Source organism: Pelagibacterium mangrovi, from assembly GCF_036662815.1.
In the GTDB taxonomy this organism is placed as follows: domain Bacteria; phylum Pseudomonadota; class Alphaproteobacteria; order Rhizobiales; family Devosiaceae; genus Pelagibacterium; species Pelagibacterium mangrovi.
On sequence record NZ_JBAFXA010000021.1, the window covers coordinates 1 to 3,426 of the forward strand.

General features: G+C 60.7%; 3 protein-coding genes and 1 pseudogene. All 4 read left to right on the forward strand.

Annotation, left to right across the window (positions count from 1 at the left end):
* Positions 1-52: 52 nt before the first annotated feature.
* Positions 53-232 (forward strand): annotated as a pseudogene (locus tag V4T21_RS19060) (integrase core domain-containing protein); the annotation flags it as partial.
* A 66-nt stretch (positions 233-298) separates the two neighbouring features.
* Positions 299-583 (forward strand): DUF308 domain-containing protein, encoded by a 285-nt coding sequence (locus tag V4T21_RS19245; protein ID WP_440589681.1) that lies wholly within the window; start codon positions 299-301, stop codon positions 581-583.
* Positions 555-2,261, forward strand: coding sequence for an alpha/beta hydrolase (locus V4T21_RS19065; RefSeq protein ID WP_332719910.1), 1,707 nt, complete (start codon positions 555-557; stop codon positions 2,259-2,261). Before V4T21_RS19245 ends, V4T21_RS19065 begins: the two co-directional genes overlap by 29 nt.
* 251 nt (positions 2,262-2,512) lie before the next feature.
* Positions 2,513-3,426 (forward strand): alpha/beta hydrolase (locus tag V4T21_RS19070; RefSeq protein ID WP_332719912.1); only part of this gene is annotated, 914 nt, incomplete at its 3' end.

Here is a 3,426-nt window from a genome sequence, read left to right on the forward strand (position 1 = left end):
ACCTCCTTAACTTACAACCTCAAACCTGTGCCATGGGTGCTGACGGCGGACAAGCCTCGCCGAGGCCAAGGTTATCATCGAAGCATGGCGGCGCTACTACAACACCGAGCGGCCGCACTCATCGCTCGGATATAAACCACCGGCACCGCAGGCCATCATCTGGCCTGCGCCAACACGCGGGTCAGCGCCATCATCTGCCCAGACGATGGTCGAAAAGCCGATCATGCATTAAGACTGAAACCGGACCACCTCATAGGGGCAGGCCACTCTTCACCCATATCTCATCAATATCATGTCCATGGGCACTCTTGCGGTCCTGTGCGGGGTTGTAGCGATCGCCGTGGGCATAATGGAAGCGGTCATTATCATCCGGTACCATACGCAGCACGACGTCTTCTGGGCGCCGCTCGCGGCCGCTGGGCTTTATGCGGTGCTCGGCCTTCTGTTGCTTTTCTTGCCTCTTTCGGGCGCGCTTCTTGCGATGGGAGCGGGAGGCGTTATTCTCGCGGCTCTCGGCCTCATGAGGCTATTACAGGCTTTTAAGGAAGTTCAGAATGCTCCGGGAACCCGGTCGCGGTGCTGATCTTAACCGGAACGGCCAAGGCAAAACCGTCGTAAGCTCGCTGTGGTCCTATGTTTCGGTACCCGGGCTTCTCGTTGGTGCCCTTTTTTTCGCGTTGTCGCTCACGCCTTCGCTGATTCCGCGTACTCCATTGGTTCAGGGCGCACTCTCCGGTTGCATTTTCGCCGTCGGCTATGCGCTCGGTGCAGTGCTGCAATGGATATGGATCTATTTGCAGCTCAGGCTTCCGAACAATCGGGCGGGTCAGGCCATTAGGATCGGCGCGGTGCTCGCCGTTAGCATCGTGCTTGTTATCTGCCTTTACCACCATACAGGCTGGCAGAATGCGGTGCGCGCCGCCATGCAACTTGAGCCGGTGCAAGAAGGAAACCTGCTTTTCGTCGCGCTTGTCGCGATCATCCCCGCTGTCCTTCTCGTTGCTATTGGGACGATGATCACGCGAGGTGTGCAGAGAGTTGCCGCATTCCTCAGGCGCAGATTGCCACCACGTGCGGCGACACTGTCGAGCGTCGTGATTGTCGGCACGTTGACGGCACTCCTGTTCAGCGGCGTGTTGTTGCGCGGCGCGCTTCGCATGGCCGACAACGCATTCGAACAACTCGACGCCGTGGCGGGACAGTTCGGCGATGCAGCGCCTCTGGAAACGCAACGCTCGGGAAGCACACAGTCCTTGATCCGTTGGGACTCGATCGGCCGGGATGGAAGGGTCTACATCAACACGCAACCCTCTCGCGCCGATATCGAAACCCTTACCGGTCGTCCTGCGATCGAGCCGCTGCGAACCTATGTGGGGCTGCGCTCGGCCGATAGCGCACAGGAACGGGCCCACCTGGCGCTTGCCGAGATGCTCCGCATCGGCGCGTTCGATCGTTCCACGCTCGTCATCATCATGCCGGTCGGCACCGGCTGGGTCGATCCGCCGAGCATCGATGCACTCGAATATCTTCTGGATGGTGACGTCGCGAGCGTTGCGATGCAATACTCCTATCTGACGAGCCCGCTCTCGCTGGTCATCGAACCGACGCAGGGCACGGATGCCGCGCAGGCGCTGTTCGACGAGGTCTATGGGTACTGGCGGACTCTGGACGAAGATGAACGGCCCCGACTTTATCTCAACGGCTTGAGCCTTGGAGCCAACAGTTCGCAGGCATCAACGATGTTTCTCGACATTCTGGGAAATCCCTTCGACGGCGCGCTTTGGGTGGGGCCACCCTTTACGAGCGCCGTATGGGGGTGGTCGACAAAAAACCGGGTTGCCGACTCGCCGAGCTGGCGACCGGTCTTTGGCGACAGTTCGAGTGTCAGGTTCGCCAATCGCGGACGCGACCTGACGCGGATCGAGGGGCCCTGGGGACCAATGCGTATCGCCTTTCTGCAATATCCCACGGATCCGATTGTCTTTTTCGATTACGACACTGCATTCTTTTCGCCCTCATGGATTGAAGGCGAAAGAGGTGAGGGCGTATCCCCGGACTTTCGCTGGTTCCCTATCATCACCTTCCTTCAACTGGCCATGGACATGGCGCTCTCCAACACCTCTCCTGTAGGATATGGTCACGTCTATTCTCCCGACGACTACGTCGATGCCTGGCACGCGATCGTCGAGCCTCCGGGATGGACCGATGAAAGCCTGGATCGTCTCAAGACAGTCCTTAGTCAATCGAGCGGGCGGGAATGATGGGGGAAGGGGGTACGGCGGTGCTGGACGGCAGGCGGTGGGCAGGGAGCCTCGCGGCTGCCGTGTCGCTGGGCCTCGTTGCCCCCCTCGCTGCCGCCCTCGCCGGCCTGCCTCTTTCACCCGCCGGCGCCTGGCGCGAGGGCGGAGTCAGCGGCGTCACGATCTTTATCGCAGCCTGCATGTGTAGCTTTTTTATATGGCACAGGCAGGGTCGGAACGGTCGGCGGCCGACGCTGGTATCTGGGGGTGTGATGGGCGTCGCCGTGGGATTTGCCGCCTATCCTGCAACGCTTCTGATAGCGGAGATCGGGCGCTCGGCGGATGTGGGGCTGGTAGGGCTTGGTGAGCGGCTGCTGCGGGTCGTCGAACATTCCGCCCTGCTCATCATTTCGACCGGTTTTGCAGCGACCTTTGTCATGGGGTTGACCGGCGTCGTGCTTGCGCTCTTGCTGGGAGTACCTGGTGGCGCGAGGACGAAAGCGAGCAATCGCCGTGTTCGTCCATGGGCGTGGATGTCCCTAGGAGTCGTGATGGTGCTGGCCGCCATCTTCGCGATCCTGACGATCCTGCCCCTCGATACGAGCGGGCTCGATGCTGTACCGCCAAGCGCTCCGGCTCAGTCCTATCCTCATGCTCTCGAACTGGTCGCCGCGGTTCGTGCCGATGAGATGGCGCTCGGTCTTCACGACAAGTGCGGATCAACCGCACTGACCCATGGCGAGCAAACTACCATCGCCGTGGTCTATCTGCATGGACTAACCAGTTGCCCTGCCCAGGTCGACCAACTGGCCACGGAAATCTTCAACCTCGGATACAATGTCTATATTCCCAGACTGCCCGGACATGGCATGGCCGACCGGATGACGACCGCGCTGGCCGAAACGACCGCCGAGGAGTTTCTGCACGCAGTCAACGGTGCGGTCGATATCGCCCATGGGCTGGGCGAAAGCGTTGTCGTGACCGGCCTTTCCGGCGGCGGCACCATGGCGGTTTGGTTGGTACAAAATCGCAGCGACATCGATCGTGTGGTTGCGCTTGCTCCGTTCCTGGCTCCTTTCGGCTTGCCGTCATGGGCCGGCAGGGCGGCGGCGAACCTGCTGCTGATCATCCCTGTCCGTCGTCAGAACATTTGGCACACCTCGCGGCGTAGATTAGCGGAGTGCGG

Bases quoted from the DNA above. Each gene is read 5' to 3' on its own strand.
- V4T21_RS19065 (WP_332719910.1), top strand. From the start codon at position 555: ATGCTCCGGGAACCCGGTCGCGGTGCTGATCTTAACCGGAACGGCCAA.
- V4T21_RS19245 (WP_440589681.1), top strand. From the start codon at position 299: ATGGGCACTCTTGCGGTCCTGTGCGGGGTTGTAGCGATCGCCGTGGGC.